This is a genomic window from Lentisalinibacter salinarum (genome assembly GCF_040706555.1).
GTDB lineage: Bacteria > Pseudomonadota > Gammaproteobacteria > Steroidobacterales > Woeseiaceae > Lentisalinibacter > Lentisalinibacter salinarum.
The window spans coordinates 51,563-67,187 of the sequence record NZ_JAPDRH010000003.1 but is presented as its reverse complement, the minus strand read 5'-3'; the positions used below and the strand labels follow the sequence as shown (position 1 = coordinate 67,187).

Sequence of the window (15,625 nt, the reverse complement as noted above, 5' to 3'; positions counted from 1 at the left end):
AGGAGCACCAACAAACCTGTTCTCAGAGATTTCACGACCCTGCTTTCCTCGCCTCGGCGATCCGTGGCTCGAATTCCTCGCGCCATACCTGTGGTGTCAGCGGGCTGACGTGTTTGTAGATGACCCGCCCCTCCTTGTCGAGCAGGAAAGTCTCGGGCGCGCCGTACACGCCCCAGTCGATGCCCACTCGCCCGTCGCCGTCGAAGGCATTGGCTGTATACGGGTTGCCCAGATCGCGCAGCCAGCGCAGCGCGGCCGGCCGCTCGTCGCGCCAGTTCAGCCCGTAGATCGGGATGGTGCCGGAACGGGCCAGGGCCATCAGGAAATTGTGTTCCTGGCGGCAGGCTACGCACCAGCTCGCCCAGACGTTGACCAGGGCCACCTCGCCGCGGATGTCCGTGTCGGACACGGTCTCCTCCGGATTGCTGAGCTCCGGCAGCGTGAAGGTGGGCGAGTCCCGCCCGATCAGCGGAGACGGTAACTCGCCCGGATCCTTGCCCAGGCCCGCCATCAGTGCGATGAGCAGACCGATGAATACGGCGATGGGGAGTATGTAACGGATCATGTCGCGGCCCTGCCCTCCGCGGCCGCCGCGGCCTCCATGGCGCGCCGCTCCGCGGCAGGCACCCGATAGCGCCGGTCGGTCATGGCGACGAGCCCGCCGAGCGCCATCACGGCACAGCCCAGCCAGATCCAGCGGATCAGCGGCTTGTACTGGACGCGCACACTCCACGCCCCGTTACCCAGCGAGTCACCCATGGCCACGAAGAGATCCCGGTTCCAGGCCGGATGGATGTCGGCTTCGGTCATCGGGCTCTGGCGCACCCGGTAGACCCGCTTCTGCGGCCGCAGGATCGTCACGAGTTCATTGTCCCTGCGGACCTCGAACTCGGCCTCCACCGCGTCGTAGTTCGGGCCCTGTACCTCGCGCAGCCCGCGCATGGTGAAGTCGTAGCCGGCCACTTGCAGCGTCTCGCCGGGGCTTGCCCGCATGTCGACTTCCTCGCCGTAGGACATCACGGCAGTAACGCCGATGATGAACATGCCGACGCCGAGGTGGGCCAGCTGCATTCCGGTCACACTGCGCGTCTGGCGGGGCCCGGAACGCCTGCCGAAGAAGCGCATCAGCGGATCCCAGACGGCGGTGAAGCTGACGAAGATCGCGGCCAGCATGCCGGTGAATATCAGCGGCGTGATACGCCCGTAGATCAGCCAGGGAATGAACAGGGCCAGCGGTACCGCAATGGCCAGCGGCACGCGCACCTGCCGCCAGATGGCCATCTTGTCGCCGCTGCGCCAGGCGGTATTCATGCCGATCCCGATCAGCAGCGCCAGCGGCAGCATCGGGATGATGAAGGCCAGGTCGAAGAACGGCGGACCCACGGAGATCTTGCCGAGGCCGAGGCCGTCCAGGAACAGCGGATAGAGGGTACCCAGAAGCACCAGCGTCGCCGTGATCACCAGCAGCACGTTGTTCAGGAGCAGGAACGTCTCCCGCGACAGGGGCTTGAAGCCGGCGTCGGAGTCCATCTTCGGGGCACGCCACGCATATAGCCCGAGCGCCGAGCCCACCACGATGCCGAGGAAGGCCAGGATGAAGGCGCCGCGGGTCGGGTCGCTGGCGAAGGCATGCACGGAGACCAGCACACCGGAGCGCACCAGGAACGTGCCGAGCAGGCTGAGCGAGAAAGCGGTGATCGCGAGCAACAGCGTCCAGCTCTTGAACAGGCCGCGCTTCTCGGTGACCGCGAGTGAATGGATCAGTGCCGTGCCCACCAGCCACGGCATGAACGAGGCGTTCTCCACCGGATCCCAGAACCACCAGCCGCCCCAGCCGAGCTCGTAGTAGGCCCACCAGCTGCCGAGTGCGATGCCGATGGTGAGGAACACCCAGGCCGCCGTGGTCCAGGGGCGGGTCCAGCGGGCCCAGTCCCGGTCGAGTTTGCCTTCCAGCATGGCCGCCACAGCGAAGGCGAACGCCACCGCGAAGCCGACGTAGCCGATGTAGAGCATCGGCGGATGGATGACCAGCGCCGGATCCTGCAGCAGCGGATTGAGGTCCGCGCCGTCGGGAGCCGCCGGTACCAGCCGCTCGAACGGATTGGAGGTGAACAGCGTGAAGGTGTAGAAGCCGACGCTGAGCAGGCCCAGCACGCCGATGACCCGGGCGACGAAGCGCTGCGCCATGTGGCGCGAGGCATAGGCCACGCCGACCGTCCAGGCTGCCAGCGCCAGCGTCCACAGGAGCAGCGAGCCTTCGTGGGCGCCCCAGACCGCCGCGATGCGGTAACCGACCGGCAGCATCGAATTGGAGTTGTTGGCGACGTAAAGAACCGAGAAATCGTTCTGTATGAAGGCCCAGGTGAGGCATACGAACGACACTGCCATGAAACCGAACTGCGCGGTCGCGGCCGGGCGGGCGACCGCCGTCCACTGCGTCTTGCCGAGCTGCGCGCCGACCAGCGGCACGGTGCCCTGGACCAGTGCCAGCGCCAGCGCGAGGATGAGTGCGAATTGGCCGATCTCGGGGATCATGGTGTCGTCCGCTCCGGGAAGTGGCCGCTGCGCTTCAGCGAATCGGCGACTTCCGGTGGCATGTAGTTCTCGTCATGCTTCGCCAGGATCTTGTCCGCCTGGAAGACGCCGTCATCCCCGAGACGTCCGTGCGCGATCACGCCCTGGCCCTCGCGGAAGAGGTCCGGCAGCACGCCGTTGTAGCGTACACCGAGGGAGTTCTGATAGTCGGTGATGGTGAACTCCACGTCCATGCTGCCTGATTCCCGTTCGATGGTGCCTTCCTTGACCATGCCGCCGACGCGGTAGGTGCGTTTGTCCGGCACGTTACCGGCCACCACCTGATCGAGCTCGATGTAGAACATCATGTTCTCCCGGAAGGCGGTCAGGCTCAGGGCCGTGGCGATCGCGAGACCGGTCACGGCCAGCCCGACGGCCAGCATCCGCTGTCGGCGAGGGGTCATCAGTCGTCCTCCATTGCTTGGATTCTGCGGGCCACGTTCAGCCTGGCGGCTGCGTGGCGGCGTCTTGCCGAGGTCACGTTAAAAACGAGAATGATTGCGGTTAAGGCGAAGGAACTCCATACGTACCCGCCGTAACCGCCCATGGCCAGGAATTCACTCATCGCTGCAACTCCCCTGCCGGGATACTCTCCCCGACCGCGTTTTCCCCGAGAAGTTCACGCTTGACCCAGCGGGAATGGCGCTCACGCTCGAGCACCTCGGCGCGGGCCCGGGTGAGCAGCACTGCGGCGAAGAATAGTGTGAAGCCGATGATCATGATCAGGAGCGGCGTCAGCATGTTGCCGGTGATCGACGGCTGATCGAACTTGGCCAGCGTGGCACCCTGGTGCAGGGAACTCCACCACTCCACCGAATAGTGGATGATGGGCACGTTGATGACGCCCACGATCGCCAGCACGCCGCTGGCACGGTCGGCCTTGTTGATGTCGTCGATGGATGCGCGCAGGGCCATGTAGCCGAGATAAAGGAACAGGAGTATCAGCTCGGAGGTGAGCCGTGCGTCGCCCCACTCCCACCAGGTACCCCACATGGGCCGGCCCCAGATGGAGCCGGTCGCCAGCGCCAGGAAGGTGAACGAGGCGCCGATGGGCGCGCAGGCCGCGGCCACCGCGTGGGCGAGCTTCATCCGCCAGATGAGACCGATGGCTGCGCCTGTGGCCATCACCACGTAGGCCATGAGCGAGAGATAGGCGGACGGCACGTGCACGTAGATGATGCGAAAGCCGTCACCCTGCTGGTAGTCGGCAGGTGCGAGCACCAGGCCCTTGAAGGTGCCGACGACCAGGGCGATGGCGGCGAGTACGCCGAACCAGGGGGCGAGCTTGCCGGCGATGCGGTAGAAGTGGGGCGGCGAGCCCAGCTTATGAAACCAAGTCCACATGAGTCCTGTCTTGCTCCTGTCTGCCAATGTGCCTCAGTCGGCACTGATCCTCAGCGCCGCCGAAGCCGCGAAGGGTGAAAAAGTCATTGTCAGCATGGTGAGTGCCGCGAGAAGGTAGAGCGATCCCCCCGTCGTCTCTCCGTCAGCCGAGAGACTCACGGCTCTCGCACCAAAAATCAATACGGGCATGACCAGCGGCAGCACCAGCAGGCTCAGGAGCGAATTGGCCTGGCGCAACCCCACCGTCAGGGCCGCTCCCACCGAGCCGATCAGGCTGAGACTCAGGGTGCCCAGCACGAGCGAGCCCGCGAGAATCGGGAGCGACTCCTCCGGTATGAAGAAGGCGACGCCGGCCACCGGCGATATGATCACGAGCGGCAGCCCCGTCACAAGCCACTGTGCCGCGATTTTTCCGAGGACAAGAACAGAGACAGGCTGACCCGACAGCAGCAGCTGCTCCAGCGTGCCGTCTTCCCGGTCCTGCCGGAACAGCGTGCCGAGCGACATCAGGGAGGCGAGCAGCGCTGCCACCCACAGCACGCCCGGCCCGAACTTCATCAGCAGCTGCTTGTCGGGGCTGACCGCCAGCGGGAACAGGCTCACCACGATCGCGAAGAAGATGAGCGGCGTGGCCATGTCGCCCGGCCGCCGGAATGCGAGCCGCAGCTCCCTGGCGACGATCGTCAGCCAGACGCTCCACAGTCCCGCAGGCTCGGGTCGCCTATGCGATGTCATGACTTCCTCCCGAGTTCCAGTTGCGCGAGCTCGACCCGCTCGACCTCGACGGCTTCGTGGGCCACCAGCACACAGACACCGCCGCCGACGACGTGTTCCGAGATCAGCTGTTTCACCAGCGCCTTCCCGGCCACGTCGAGGTTGGTCAGGGGCTCGTCCATGAGCCACAGACGAGCCTCGCTCAGCAGCAGATTCGCCAGCGAGGCGCGCCGGCGCTGCCCGGCCGAGAGCCGGCCCGCCTGTATCTCGGACAGACGGCCGATGCGCAGCTTGTCCATCACCCGGGCCACGGCGGAGTCGTCGCTGCCGAAGCGCAGGCGCCGATGCATCGACAGATTCTCTCGCAGGGTCAGGTCGTCCTTCAGCGCCGGCCGGTGGCCGCACCAGGCGAGGTCCTGGGCATACTCCTGGCGCACGCTCTCGATGCGATGGCCACACCAGTAGACCTGACCGTCTTCGGCCAGCGTCAGCCCGGCGAGCGTGCGCAGCAGCGTCGTCTTGCCGCTGCCGTTCGGGCCCACCACGTGCAGGGCCTCGCCGGGACCCACTTCCAGGTCCAGCCGCTTGAACAGACACCGGTCGCCGCGGAACAGGGTGAGCCCGTGAGCCTTGAGATGGGGGGCACCGAGTTCAGGCACGGGCGGCCTCCGGCCGACTGCAGTAACCTGAGGGCTCCCGATGACCGTTGGCGTGCCGGTCAGATAAAATCTTTAATTTCAGCATCTTAAATTAGATTATTAAGTCGGATTCTGAGATCAGCAATCGTAGTGTCATCCTGCGTACTTATGCCGCGTGTCGAAGCGTTTACATAAGTTCGGCGTCTGTCGTAGACTGAACGGCCCGTTTCGGCGGGCAGGAATCCGAAGGCGACGTCACCCGACCAGCAACGAAGACGGCAGAATCGGCTTCCAAAGCTTCCAGGGCTTCCAAGGCTTCCAAGGCTTCCAAGGCTTCGAATGAACAGTCGCATACCTGGTCTCGAGCGTGAGCCTTTCGGCATGGACGGAACCACCCCCGTCTATATCGAAACGCCTCCCATGCGCGACGCCCTTGCGATGATGCACGAAGTCTACCGTGATCCGAAGGGGCTCGGCACGCTCCGCGGCCTGACCGGAAGCGGCCGCAGGACCGTGCTGGAGCAGTTCGCATCCCGGCTCCGGCGCGAGGACGTCTCCGCAGTGGTCGTGGATGGTAACGGAATGGACCGGCTCGCGCTGTTGCGGACAGTGCTTAGTGAGATCGGGTACGAACTCGATACCGTCGCGCCGGACGATCTGTCCAGCATGCTGCGGGTATTCCTGATCCACCAGTGCCACGCCGGTCAGCCCGTCTTCCTCGGCTTCGTGAACGTCAGCGGGATGCACCCCTCGGCGCTGGAAGAGATCTGCCGGCTCGTCCAGATCACCGCAGCGAATGAAGCGGCCGCCAGGCTGGTTCTCTCCTGCGACGATCGCCTGGAGCAGATCATCCAGGCGCCGGCCATGGTCCCGGTGCGCGAGCGGATCACCGCCGGCTGCCGTCTGCGTCCGCTCGATCTGATCGAGACCGACGACTACATCGTCCGGCACCTGCGCGCGGCCGGTGCCGGCTCCCATACCGAGTACCTCACCGACGGCGCCATCGCCCTCCTCTGGCGTGCCAGCGGCGGACTGCCGGGCGAGATCGAGTCCCTCACCCGCGACGTGCTCCTCGGCGGACGGCTGCCGGCGGATACGGAAGAAGTTCGCGCGGCGCTCGGCATCGACGAGCGGCCTGCGGAACCGGCAGCTCCCGCTCGGCCGGCCGACGCCACCCGGCCCGAGCCGCCCACGCGGCTGGTCGTGTCGCGGGACGGCAAGATCGTCAACGACAGGCACTGGCCGGCGGGTCGGGTCCTGATCGGCCGTGACGCCTATAACGACGTCACCCTGACGAGCCGCTATGTCAGCCGGCATCACGCGCTGATCGTGGTGGAGGACGGACGCGCCTGGATCGCAGACCTGAAGAGCATGAACGGCACCTACGTGAACTCCCGGAGGGTGTCGCAGAAAGCGCTGCAACACGACGACGTGATCTCCATCGGCAATCACCGCGTGAAGTACCTGAATCCGGCCGCCCGGCACGGGGATGTCACGGAGGAACCGGGGCTCGCGGACACTGCAATCATGCGCAGTCTGCAGGAAGTGCGCCACCTGTTCGCCGTAGACGAAGCGGGCGACGACACCGTGCTGCAGCATGCCGGCGAGCCCGAAGCCGCAGGCGACAAGGCCGGCTGAGCGCTCCTCCCCCGCCCGTCAGCGGAATTCCGCCTCGATAAGGCGGTCGATCTCGCGCTCGATGTCCTGACGGAAGAACATCAGCGACAGCCCGACCGACGCATCGATCACGATGTCGTCCTCGTGCACGTCGATATGACCGCTCAGAGCCGGACGCTCGAAACTGAGTCTGTTGTCCTGCCAGCGGATCCGCACGCCGTATTCCGAAGCCAGCTCGTTCGCGATGCGGTTGACGGCGGCGACGGCTTCGTCGTGGCTGAGTCGGTGTCTGCGCCGTATCCGTATGCTGGGCATGGTTCGGGGAGCGCAGTGGCTCAGGCGCGGGCCTCGGCAGCGCTCTCGAGTTCCTCGAAGGCGGCGGCGATGCCTTCCGCGATACGGTCGGGGTCCGGGATGGCCCGGCGGCCGGTCAACAGGCCGAAATGGAGATTGCCGGCGTAGCTGTAGATGGTCACGTTCATGGACATGCCGGGCGGAATGGTGGAGATGGGATAACTGGCCATCAGCCGCGCACCGCGGATGTAACGCGGCTCGGTACCGCCGATGACATTGGAAACCAGCACGTTGCCGAGCGGCGGGAAACGCTCGGACAGGTGCGCCAGATCGCCGATCTGCATCAGCGTCTGCACGAGGATGGTGTAGGCCTCGGCGGCCTCGATCCCCATCTCGGCATACTCGTGCTTGACGCGGCCGGCGTGCTCGTGGATCTCCTGCAGCCGGGCCAGCGGATCGGATTCGCCGGAGGCGAGCTCGAGCAGAGCGATGGTCACCTGGTTGCCGCTGCCGCCCTCGTCACTGCGCACGGAGATCGGCATCTGTGCCACCAGCGGCTTGTCGGGATGCTCGTCACGCTCGTCGAGATAGCGCCTCAGCGCGGTGTCGCAGAGCGCGAGGATCACATCGTTGACGGTCACGCCCTGCTGTTTCGCCAGCGACCTCGTCCGGTCGAGCGAAAGGCTGCATACGCCGAAGGCCCGGGCGGCCGTCAGCGGCTGATTGAACGCCGTGCGCGGCGCGGTGAAGGGCACGGGCAGCTCGTCGCCACCGCCGAGGAGTCGCCAACCGTGGCGCAGCGCGAGCTGACTGAGTTGCGGCCCCACCATGGCGAGACGGCCGAAAGTCTTCGCCGAGCCGAACAGGGTCTCGACGATGCCCTTGCGCACCGCCTCGTGCTCGCGGCTTTGCTCGGCATTGGCCCACATCGGCGCCACGTCCTCGTCGGGCGTCTTCGACAGGCTCGCCATCGAACGCCGGGACATGCTGATGCCGTCCATGTAGGCGTGATGGATCTTGGCGTAGACGCCGAAGCGGCCGCCTTCGAGCCCCTCGATGACGTAGACCTCCCACAGCGGCGCGTTGCGGTCGAGCAGGCGGCCGTGCAGCTGTGCCACCCGGTCCAGCAGGTCCTGTCCACGGCCCGGCGCCGGCAGTGCCTCGTGGAAGATGTGATCGGCCAGGTCCATGTCCGCATCGACCACCCAGCGCGGACGGCCCGCCAGCGGGACTTTCAGCTTCTGGTTGAACGGCTCCACCGGCTCGCTGGCCAGCATATCCGCCACCAGGCCGCGCACGAAGTCCTCCGGCGCATCCGGCGGCGGCTCGAAGACCTGCAGACCGCCCACGTGACGCGGGCTGTCCTTCGTCTCGAGCAACAGCAGCATGTAGTCGAGGAGTGACAGCTGCGACATGGCCACCTCGGCGCCGGATATCTGTTCAACCGGCGTCGAGGATAACGCGCGATCCCTGCCCCCGTCACGTTGCCCTCACGGAAAGGGGCAGGTTCAGCCGGCCTTCTCCTCCACCCTGGCGAGCAGCTCCCGGATCTCCTCGCGCCGGCCCTGATCGGCAAGTGTGCGGTCCGGTCGGGACGGCGCCTCCAGCGCATGCTCCAGCGCCCGCCGCGCCGCGTCGTAGTCCTTCTCCTCGTACAGGAATTCGCCGTAGAAATAGTTCGGGTCGATCCCGTCCGGGTTCATGGCGATGGCCTTCTCCAGATATTCCCTCGCCCGGTCCTTGTCGCCGAAGCCGATGAAGCCGCCGGGCACCTTGTAGTACAGCGCGCCGAGACTGGTATAGACGGATCCCTGGAGAACGGTCGGATCAAGTTTCTCGGCGGCATGCAGCGCATCCCGGGACTTCTTCGCCAGGCCCATGGCACCGAACGGTCCTTTCACCCCGGCGTAGGTGCTGAGCACGATGCCCTGCCATACCAGGGGTTCGGCCCGCCCCGGATAGGCCGCGACCAGCGCGGCCGCGTCGTCCGCGAGGGCCTCGAACGCGTCCTTCTGCTCGCGCCCTTCCAGCTGATAGTTGGCCTCGGCCCAGCGTTGCTGGACTTCCAGCAGGCCCTGCTCCATGTCCGCCGCCCGGGCCAGGCCCGCGGCCGTCAGGCCGAGCACGAGCATCGCGCCGGCCAGCATGATCCGGGCAGTTGCCCGGGTCCGAATCGTCCGTATCATCTTGTTCACCTCATTGACTGGAAGTACGTGGACGGAGGTACGCCTCCACCACCGGTCTCTGCCTGCCGAGCGCACCGTCGACCAGGCGGGGTGCGACCGCGTTCAGTTTCACGAACAGGCGCTCCGGCCAGCCGATGAATCGTTCCGGCCGGGAACCGGCCAGCAACGCCATCGCCCGCCGGGCCACCCGCTCCGGGGGATCCATGGCGACCCCCAATTCCTCGTTCATGCGGCATGCGGCGTCGCCGTTCATCCGCGTCCGGGTCGCGCGCGGAGCGAGGTAGAGCACGTCGAGAGCGGTACCGGCGCACTCCCGACGCAGCGCTTCGGTGAAACCGTGCAGCCCGAATTTCGTCGTGGAATAGACGGTCTGGCCGGGCATGCCGATGGAACCCAGCACCGAGCCGACGTTCAGCAGCCAGGCCGCCGGCCGTGCCAGGAGATGGGGCAGCAGGGTCCGCGTCAGGAGCATGGGCGCCAGCAGATTGGTCTGCACCAGCGCCTCGATGTCCGCCGCGCTCTGGTCGTCGAAGCGGGCCAGCGAATTCACGCCCGCATTGTTGATCAACATGTCGATGCCGCCCTCGAAGCCCCGGGCCCGCCGCGCGAGGCGCTCTCTGGCGGTGGCATCCGTGATGTCGCCCGCCTCGGTCAGGATGACCGTCCGACGCCCGACTGGCCGGGCTTTCTCCGCCAGTTCATCCGCCAGCGCCCCGAGTCTTGCCTCGTCCCGTGCGCTCAGCAGCAGGTGGGCTCCGGCCCGGGTCAGGTCACCGGCCAGTGCCGCGCCGATGCCGCCGGTGGCGCCGGTGAGGAGCACGCGTCGTCCGGCGAGATTCACGCCACGGCCTTCTCGGCCGCGTCCCCGGCGGCCGGCAACGAACGAAAGATGCCTGCATAGAGGAGGAAGAACCGGCGCGCGCAGTGACGGACCGCCCGGCGATCCTCGTCGCGCTCCAGCCGGTTCAGCAGGCCCGCCAGGAACTTCACGTGCTCCTGATCCACCTCGCCGTGGGAGATGAGGTAGGAGAAGGCGCTCTCGGGCAGCCCGAGGCTACGGCCGATGGAGGCCGCGGCCTGTCCCGCGATGGCGATGCTGGTGCCTTCCAGCACGTAGACCATGCCGAAGAAGCCCACCGGGTTGCCCCGGCCGATCGTGTCCCACGCATAGCTCACCATCTGCTCCGTCGCGAAGCCCGGCGTGCCGTGGCGCACCGCGTCTGCATCGCCGCCGGCCGCGGCGACGTCGTTCAGGATCCACTCCTGGTGGCCGTACTCGTCGTTGATGTAATGGACGATGGCGCCGCGCAGCCACTCGTAGTCGTCGCCGAGTCGGCTGCCGCAGGCCATCAGCAGGGGCACGGTGCACTTCACGTGGTGGTAGGCCTCGGTGAGGAATGCCCGGTATTGCGCCAGGGTCACGCGGCCCTCGAGGGCATCGCCGATGATCGGCGAGCGGAGCAGATGTTCGCGCTCGGCAGCGGTGTGGTCGGCCAGGGCCTGGAAGAAGTCGGTCATGCGTTGATCACCTTCTTGTGGGGCGCCGTGGCGCCGTGGATCAGATCGGTTAGCCGGCCGCCGTAGCGCCGGATGAGTGCGTCCCTGCGGAGCCGGCCGTTGGCCGTCAGTTCGCCCGTGTCCGGCCGGAACGGTGCGTCGGCCGGCAGCCAGGCCGAGACGCGCGCGTAATCGGGCAGCCGCCGATTCGCGGCATCGATGGCGGCCTGCACGCCCTCGGCGCTCACGGGACCGGCGGGCACGATCACGGCCGCATTGCGGGGCAGCGCTTCGCCCCAGACCAGTGCCTGCGCGATCGCAGGCTCGTGCACCAGTTCGCTCTCGACCCACTCGGGCGAGACGTTGCGGCCGAAGGCGGTGATGAACAGGTTCTTCTTGCGGCCCTGCACGTGCAGGAAGCCCTGGTCGTCCAGCCTGCCCAGATCTCCGGTGGCAATCTCGCCAGTGGCGACCTCGCCGCTGGCGATCGCGGGCTCTTCGTGCCCCGGCGCATCCAGATAGCCCGCCATCACGGCACCCGACACCATGATCTCGCCGTCGGCTGCGATCCTGACCCGCGCATGGGGCAGCGGGCGTCCAGCGCTGCCCGGGCGGCTGTCGCCCGGCGTGTTCAGCGACACCACGGAATGGCACTCGGAGAGGCCGTAACCCTCGTAGGCGGGCAGCCCGTGTGCATGGGCCTGCTCGAGTTCCGCAGGCGCCACACGGCCGCCGCCCACGGCGGCGAAGCGCAGGGGGCAGTCGGTCCAGGGGTCGACCTCGGCCGTCCGGTTCAGTGCGGCCAGCATCTGCGGCAGCAGGATCACGCTCTCGGCGCCGCTCTCGCCGATCGCGCGACGCAAGCGCAGCGGATCGAGACCGCTGGAGCCGCTGAGGCCCACATGCGCCAGCCCCGGCGCATGAATGGCGGCGCCGAGCAGCAGCGGCACGTAGACCCCCGCGATATTCTCGAGCAGGGTCGCCAGCGGCATGACGCAAAGGTGGCGCCGTACCCCAATCTCCCGCAGGCGGCCGGCCAGACTCGATGCGACCGCCTCCATGCCGGACCGGCCGAGGCACACGCCGCGCGGGCTGCCCGTGCTGCCCGAGGTATAGGTCACCTTGGCGATGTCGGTACGGCCGTTCAGGGCCGTATCGCGGCGAATCGAGCGGCGCAGCAGCATCAGGCTACCGGCACCGGCCAGAGGCCGCCGCCGGAAACCGTGCCGGTCGTCGGGCAACCCCTCTCCGCCGGCAGCCAGGACCGCATCGACGCCGGCATCGGTCAGCAGATGGTCCCGCTGAGTCCGCGTAAAGAAGAGCGGGACGGGCACGGCCGTAATTCCGGCCGCCGCCATCGCGAGATCGGCCACGATCCAGTCCGGGCCGTTGTCCGCCATCAGGGCGCAACGCCGGATTCGCGCCGCCCGCAGCTGGGAGGCGAGCGCCGTCACGCGCGCCTCCAGCGCCGCATAGCCCAGCACGCCACCCTCGGAGACCACGGCGGCGGCCAGCGGGCGCTCGGCGGCATGGCGGCCCAGGGCGGCCAGCACCGCGCTCATGCACCGGCCCCTGCGGTGCGGCACGCGGCGTCGACCGGAGTGCACCTGAATCCGGACGGCCGCTGCAGGTCGCCGACGATCACCCGCGGGTCGTGACGATAGTAATCGCCCCACGCGTCCTGGCGCCCGGTCACGCAGGCTTCCCTCGCGGCCGCGAGCTCGCAGCCGGCGAGACCGGCCTTCGCCAGCAGCGAACGCACCGGCCCGGTGGCCGTAAAGCACACCCAGCCGAAACCCTGCTGCAGCAGGAACGGCACCAGCTCTCGAAACAGCGGCACCACCACGTGCCGGCTTTCGACGGCCAGTTGCCCGATCTCCACCACGGCGGTTCGTGGCACCGGATGGCCTGCCACGGCCGCGATGGCCTCCTCCACGGGCCGGGAGAGATAGTCCTCCAGGTACAGCCGCTCCCGCGACGCCGGCCGTAGCCCGATGACGCCCCGGGCACCGTCTTCCCGGCAGGTCACCCGCAGCAGCCAGGGCATGAACTCCTCCACGCGGGCGCCGAAGTGATGAGCGTAGCAATCCCGTATCTCGGCCTCCAGTGCGCCCCTGCCGGGACTGGAAGCGCCGAGCAGATCGAGGCTCACGCCGGAGCGCAGCAGCCGGCCGGCCATCGGCGGCAAAACGTCGCGCATGTCGGTAAGGGGGTGGATCGGTGTCTTCACGCGGCCTCCTCTGCCAGTCGCATCCGTCGGCGTGATGCCGCCGGCTCGGACCGTTAGAGGCCGCGGCGGAGACAAATCCTTCGCACTTTTCGCAAGCTGCTGTCGCAGATGGGATTTTCCGTTCACTGGAAGGCCCTGCGGCGGCCTCGTGCCTGCAGTAAACTGCGTCCTCGGCTTCGGACGTCCCCGACCCAGGGAGGAACACTGATGACGACAGCGAAACGCATCGCCGGCCTCGCTCGCGTGCTGGCTCTCACAGTGCCGGCGGCGGCCGCGATGGCGGCCCCCCAGTCGTGGATGCGCAGCGACAACCCTCAGGGCCTGTACGTGCTGCTCTCCGTCGGGGAGGAATGCGCGATACGGCGCACGGAGGCGGACCTGGCGGTACAGACGGCATTCACCCGTCTCGAGGTGCCCCGGGCGTCCGGCTGGGCTCCCGGCGAGCTGTTCCTGACGGCGGAGGTGGACTGCACCCAGACCACGAATTACCCGGACATCTATCTCTATGTCACCCGCGTGGGCTTCGCCGTGAATTACCAGGAGCAGCCGGCCTACATGATGCAGTACGTCAGGGCCCGGTATGAGAGCTTCGGCATTGACAGCCTCGGCAACATCGACCAGATCCTCACCCAGAGCGTGGAGGCGGCGCTGACGGACTACAAGGCGGCCAACGCCGGACCCGGCGCCAGGGACGAAAGCGGGTGAGCCGCCGGGGCCCGTTCGGGCCGGTTCCGGGGGCTGCGCTGGCCCTGATGCTGGCGGCAGCCGGCGTCGCCGCTGCGCCGTTCGACTACATGCGCAAGAACGAGCCGAACGCCCTGTACTGCATGGCCAGCGTCGGCGACAACTGCCCCCTGGACGACGCCGCGGTACAGGCACTCATCGACGACGTCACGCGCCGCTTCAGCCTCACCCGTCTCGGAACGTCGAGCGACCACGAACCGCTGTTCTACGTCGAACTCTATTGCCACCGGCGGGAGGGCAGCGAGACGGCCTACTCAGTGGAGACGGGATTCGCCGAGTGGGTGGGCGACGACCGCCAGCACCTCATGAAATACGCCTACTACCCCTATCGCTCCGTGGGCTATGGCGGCGCCGTGGATATCAGCGAAACCCTGCGGCGGCGCATCGAGGACGCGCTGGAGGACTACCTCGCGGCCAATTTCCCCGCCGCCGGCGAGACTCAGTAGCGGCCGTGCTGCTTGAAGATGTAGTTGCTGAGTTCGATGAACTCGTAATTCATCCGGCTGAGGGTCTTGTGGGCCGAGCGCACGATGGCGCGCATCACCTTGTAGACGATCCCCGGATGCTCGTCCACGAGGCCCTCGAAAGCGTCGCGTTTCAGACTGAACACGCGGCTGTCGCAGAGCGCACGCAGTCCTACGGTGTGCGGGGCGCCGTCGATGAAACTGAGCTCTCCCGCCTGTTCCCCCTCGCGGAGGATGCCCAGCGTGGCCGTCTCGCCCGCGCCGGCCTGCTTCACCACCTCGAGCTTGCCCTCCAGAAGCACGTGCAGCGAGTCGTCGGTGGCGCCCTCGGTCGTGAGATACTCGCCGTCCCCGAGACTGCGCATCTCCATCAGCGAGGCGAGCGTACTGGCTTCCTCGTCCGTCAGCTCGGCACCCAGCGATGAGTCGAGAATCAGTCTGGCGGCGTTCTCCATCTTTTTTCCTTGCTTGTCCGGTGCGCCCGGGGATGATACGTAATGCGTCGGCGTCTGCGCAGACCCGTACACGATCGCAAAGGCATGCAACCACAGATCAGGCCGGGCGCCTATCCGCGTAAACCGCGACCGGCCACCGGGAGGAACCCGTCACCATGGAAGCCCTGTTCGATACCGTCGAGGCCCGCGTCGTCGGCGCCCTGATGGAGAAAGAGATAACGACGCCGGATCACTATCCGCTGTCGCTGAACGCGCTGACGAATGCCTGCAACCAGAAGAGCAACCGGGACCCGGTGATGAATCTCACCGAGACCGAGGTGCAGGAAGCGCTGGATTCGCTCCATCGCAAGCACCTGGTGCTGGACCGCAGCGGCTTCGGCAGCCGGGTGGTGAAGTTCAAGCAGCGGTTCTGCAACACCGAGTTCAGCGACCTGCACTTCACGCCCGGCGAGACCGCCATCGTCTGCCTCCTGCTCCTGCGTGGGCCGCAGACACCCGGCGAACTGCGTTCCCGCAGCGGACGGCTGCACACCTTCGGCAGTCTCGGCGAGGTCCAGCAATGCCTCGAGTCCCTCGCCGGCCGCGAGGAAGGCGCGCTGGTCGCCGCCCTGCCCCGGGAACCCGGCCGCCGGGAGATCCGCTGGACGCACCTGTTCTGCGGGGAGCCCGCCGCTGCCGAAACCCGGGCTGCCGCTCCGGTGACGCCGTCGCAGCCGGCCGCGGAGAAGGCGGATGCCACGCTGGAACGGATTGAGGCGCTGGAGGAACGGGTGGCCGATCTCGTGGAGCGGCTGGCTCGGCTGGAGCGCCGGGGCGTGGACGACTGACGGTTCTGGATATCCGGAAGGACCCGCGACAAAGCCGGCCC

At 67.3% G+C, this 15,625-nt stretch carries 19 protein-coding genes; 4 read left to right on the top strand and 15 right to left on the bottom strand.

The window, feature by feature from the left end; translation table 11 throughout:
* Window positions 1–31: 31 nt before the first annotated feature.
* From ACJMKZ_RS10780 to ccmA, 7 genes are read right to left on the bottom strand one after another with little or no spacing between them, the layout of a single operon-like run.
* The gene (locus ACJMKZ_RS10780; protein ID WP_405233234.1) at window positions 32–565 is read right to left on the bottom strand and encodes a DsbE family thiol:disulfide interchange protein; all 534 of its coding nucleotides are present in this window, start codon (window positions 563–565) and stop codon (window positions 32–34) included.
* Window positions 562–2,535 (bottom strand): heme lyase CcmF/NrfE family subunit, encoded by a 1,974-nt coding sequence (locus tag ACJMKZ_RS10775; protein WP_405233233.1) that lies wholly within the window; start codon window positions 2,533–2,535, stop codon window positions 562–564. The genes ACJMKZ_RS10780 and ACJMKZ_RS10775 overlap by 4 nt, the downstream gene beginning before the upstream one ends.
* Window positions 2,532–2,981, bottom strand: a complete 450-nt coding sequence (gene ccmE, locus ACJMKZ_RS10770; RefSeq protein ID WP_405234144.1) for a cytochrome c maturation protein CcmE — start codon at window positions 2,979–2,981, stop codon at window positions 2,532–2,534. Before ccmE ends, ACJMKZ_RS10775 begins: the two co-directional genes overlap by 4 nt.
* The gene (gene ccmD, locus ACJMKZ_RS10765) at window positions 2,978–3,139 is read right to left on the bottom strand and encodes a heme exporter protein CcmD (protein ID WP_405233232.1); all 162 of its coding nucleotides are present in this window, start codon (window positions 3,137–3,139) and stop codon (window positions 2,978–2,980) included. The genes ccmE and ccmD overlap by 4 nt, the downstream gene beginning before the upstream one ends.
* Window positions 3,136–3,918: a heme ABC transporter permease gene (locus ACJMKZ_RS10760; RefSeq protein ID WP_405233231.1), complete on the bottom strand. Its 783-nt coding sequence runs from the start codon at window positions 3,916–3,918 to the stop codon at window positions 3,136–3,138. Before ACJMKZ_RS10760 ends, ccmD begins: the two co-directional genes overlap by 4 nt.
* Before the next feature lie 33 nt (window positions 3,919–3,951).
* Window positions 3,952–4,653, bottom strand: a complete 702-nt coding sequence (ccmB, locus tag ACJMKZ_RS10755; RefSeq protein WP_405233230.1) for a heme exporter protein CcmB — start codon at window positions 4,651–4,653, stop codon at window positions 3,952–3,954.
* On the bottom strand, window positions 4,650–5,291 hold the full coding sequence (ccmA, locus tag ACJMKZ_RS10750; RefSeq protein ID WP_405233229.1) for a cytochrome c biogenesis heme-transporting ATPase CcmA: 642 nt from the start codon (window positions 5,289–5,291) through the stop codon (window positions 4,650–4,652). Before ccmA ends, ccmB begins: the two co-directional genes overlap by 4 nt.
* A 360-nt stretch (window positions 5,292–5,651) precedes the next feature.
* On the opposite strand from ccmA, the gene ACJMKZ_RS10745 reads away from it, so the two are divergent.
* The gene (locus ACJMKZ_RS10745) at window positions 5,652–6,908 is read left to right on the top strand and encodes an FHA domain-containing protein (protein WP_405233228.1); all 1,257 of its coding nucleotides are present in this window, start codon (window positions 5,652–5,654) and stop codon (window positions 6,906–6,908) included.
* Between the two features lie 18 nt (window positions 6,909–6,926).
* Here ACJMKZ_RS10745 and ACJMKZ_RS10740 read toward each other — a convergent pair whose 3' ends face one another.
* From ACJMKZ_RS10740 to ACJMKZ_RS10710, 7 genes are all read right to left on the bottom strand, one after another.
* Window positions 6,927–7,202 (bottom strand): polyhydroxyalkanoic acid system family protein, encoded by a 276-nt coding sequence (locus tag ACJMKZ_RS10740; protein WP_405233227.1) that lies wholly within the window; start codon window positions 7,200–7,202, stop codon window positions 6,927–6,929.
* Window positions 7,203–7,222: 20 nt separating this feature from the next.
* Window positions 7,223–8,596, bottom strand: coding sequence for a WS/DGAT/MGAT family O-acyltransferase (locus ACJMKZ_RS10735; protein WP_405233226.1), 1,374 nt, complete (start codon window positions 8,594–8,596; stop codon window positions 7,223–7,225).
* 93 nt (window positions 8,597–8,689) lie between these two features.
* Entirely contained in the window at window positions 8,690–9,367 is a 678-nt protein-coding gene (locus ACJMKZ_RS10730) for a tetratricopeptide repeat protein (protein WP_405233225.1), read from the bottom strand.
* Window positions 9,368–9,377: 10 nt separating this feature from the next.
* Window positions 9,378–10,208 carry an SDR family oxidoreductase gene (locus ACJMKZ_RS10725; protein WP_405233224.1) on the bottom strand — a complete coding sequence of 277 codons (831 nt, stop codon included), beginning with the start codon at window positions 10,206–10,208 and terminating at the stop codon, window positions 9,378–9,380.
* On the bottom strand, window positions 10,205–10,885 hold the full coding sequence (locus ACJMKZ_RS10720; RefSeq protein ID WP_405233223.1) for a TenA family transcriptional regulator: 681 nt from the start codon (window positions 10,883–10,885) through the stop codon (window positions 10,205–10,207). The genes ACJMKZ_RS10725 and ACJMKZ_RS10720 overlap by 4 nt, the downstream gene beginning before the upstream one ends.
* Window positions 10,882–12,426 carry an AMP-binding protein gene (locus ACJMKZ_RS10715; protein ID WP_405233222.1) on the bottom strand — a complete coding sequence of 515 codons (1,545 nt, stop codon included), beginning with the start codon at window positions 12,424–12,426 and terminating at the stop codon, window positions 10,882–10,884. Before ACJMKZ_RS10715 ends, ACJMKZ_RS10720 begins: the two co-directional genes overlap by 4 nt.
* On the bottom strand, window positions 12,423–13,094 hold the full coding sequence (locus ACJMKZ_RS10710; protein WP_405233221.1) for a thermostable hemolysin: 672 nt from the start codon (window positions 13,092–13,094) through the stop codon (window positions 12,423–12,425). The genes ACJMKZ_RS10715 and ACJMKZ_RS10710 overlap by 4 nt, the downstream gene beginning before the upstream one ends.
* A gap of 207 nt (window positions 13,095–13,301) precedes the next feature.
* Between ACJMKZ_RS10710 and ACJMKZ_RS10705 the strand changes: the two genes are divergently transcribed.
* Entirely contained in the window at window positions 13,302–13,799 is a 498-nt protein-coding gene (locus ACJMKZ_RS10705) for a hypothetical protein (RefSeq protein WP_405233220.1), read from the top strand.
* Entirely contained in the window at window positions 13,796–14,284 is a 489-nt protein-coding gene (locus ACJMKZ_RS10700) for a hypothetical protein (protein WP_405233219.1), read from the top strand. The genes ACJMKZ_RS10705 and ACJMKZ_RS10700 overlap by 4 nt, the downstream gene beginning before the upstream one ends.
* On the opposite strand, the gene ACJMKZ_RS10695 is transcribed toward ACJMKZ_RS10700, so the two are convergent.
* Window positions 14,278–14,757: a Crp/Fnr family transcriptional regulator gene (locus ACJMKZ_RS10695; RefSeq protein WP_405233218.1), complete on the bottom strand. Its 480-nt coding sequence runs from the start codon at window positions 14,755–14,757 to the stop codon at window positions 14,278–14,280. The genes ACJMKZ_RS10700 and ACJMKZ_RS10695 overlap by 7 nt on opposite strands.
* A gap of 155 nt (window positions 14,758–14,912) precedes the next feature.
* Between ACJMKZ_RS10695 and ACJMKZ_RS10690 the strand changes: the two genes are divergently transcribed.
* Entirely contained in the window at window positions 14,913–15,584 is a 672-nt protein-coding gene (locus ACJMKZ_RS10690) for a YceH family protein (protein WP_405233217.1), read from the top strand.
* The last annotated feature ends 41 nt before the right edge of the window (window positions 15,585–15,625 follow it).